Raw genomic sequence first — 894 nt, 5'->3', positions numbered from 1 at the left:
GACTGTAGTGATGATTCATTCGACTGGACAGAAGGATGGAACGGAAAGGGCCAGTACCTCATTGCATACCAGGCTAATGCAGAAGAATTAGGTTATGACTGTGACTGTCTGATGGAATGTGACAACAACGGAAGCAACTTCGGAGCAACTCCCGTAGCTCATCCGATTTTGGCTAATGTTACACTGGTCGGTAACGGCGGAAGCAAACAGGGTGTACGTTTGCGTGCCGGAACACAGGTAGAACTGTATAATGCCATCATCAAAGGCAAAGGCCAGCCGCTGACCGTAGAAACTACTGAAACAGAGAATGCGTTGAAAGATGGTACCTCTAAATTGGAATATGTAACAATCAGCGGAACACTGGACAGCAAAGAAAACATTTATACCAACGAACAGTTTGTTGCAACTGGTAACAATACGACTAACACCAATCCGATCCTGAACAACTACTATGTTGGAACTGTAAATGGAGGAAAAGATCTTTCAGCTGACAGCTTCTTTAGCCAGACTGATTTCCAGGGAGCCGTTGAAGAAGGAAACGACTGGACTGCAGGATGGACAAAGCAGAGCGGAAGTGCAGCAGAAACAGAACCGGAAGTATTGCAAGGTGACGTTACAGCTGACAAGACACTTGCCGAAGGACAGACTTATTATCTGACCGGTGAATATACGGTGAAGGCCGGAGCAACCTTAACAATTGAACCGGGAGTTACGATCATTGCCAAACATGATGATGTTGTAGACTACATCCTTGTAGAGCAGGGAGCCAAGATCAATGCCGAAGGAACAGCCGATGCTCCTATCGTTATGACTTCCGAAAAGAAGGAAGCAGGAGCATGGGACGGTCTTCATATCTGCGGATATGCTCACACCAACAATGGAACAGGCAGCTCA

General features: G+C 46.5%; 1 protein-coding gene. It reads left to right on the top strand.

Features of this window, described 5'->3' with window-relative positions:
• On the top strand, positions 1–894 hold an 894-nt coding region (locus BACCOPRO_RS18635), incomplete at both ends, for a beta-helix domain-containing protein (protein WP_008145657.1).

The organism is Phocaeicola coprophilus DSM 18228 = JCM 13818 (assembly GCF_000157915.1).
GTDB lineage: Bacteria > Bacteroidota > Bacteroidia > Bacteroidales > Bacteroidaceae > Phocaeicola > Phocaeicola coprophilus.
The sequence above is the reverse complement of the archived record's forward strand: the minus strand, read 5'-3'. Positions and strand labels throughout refer to the sequence as shown.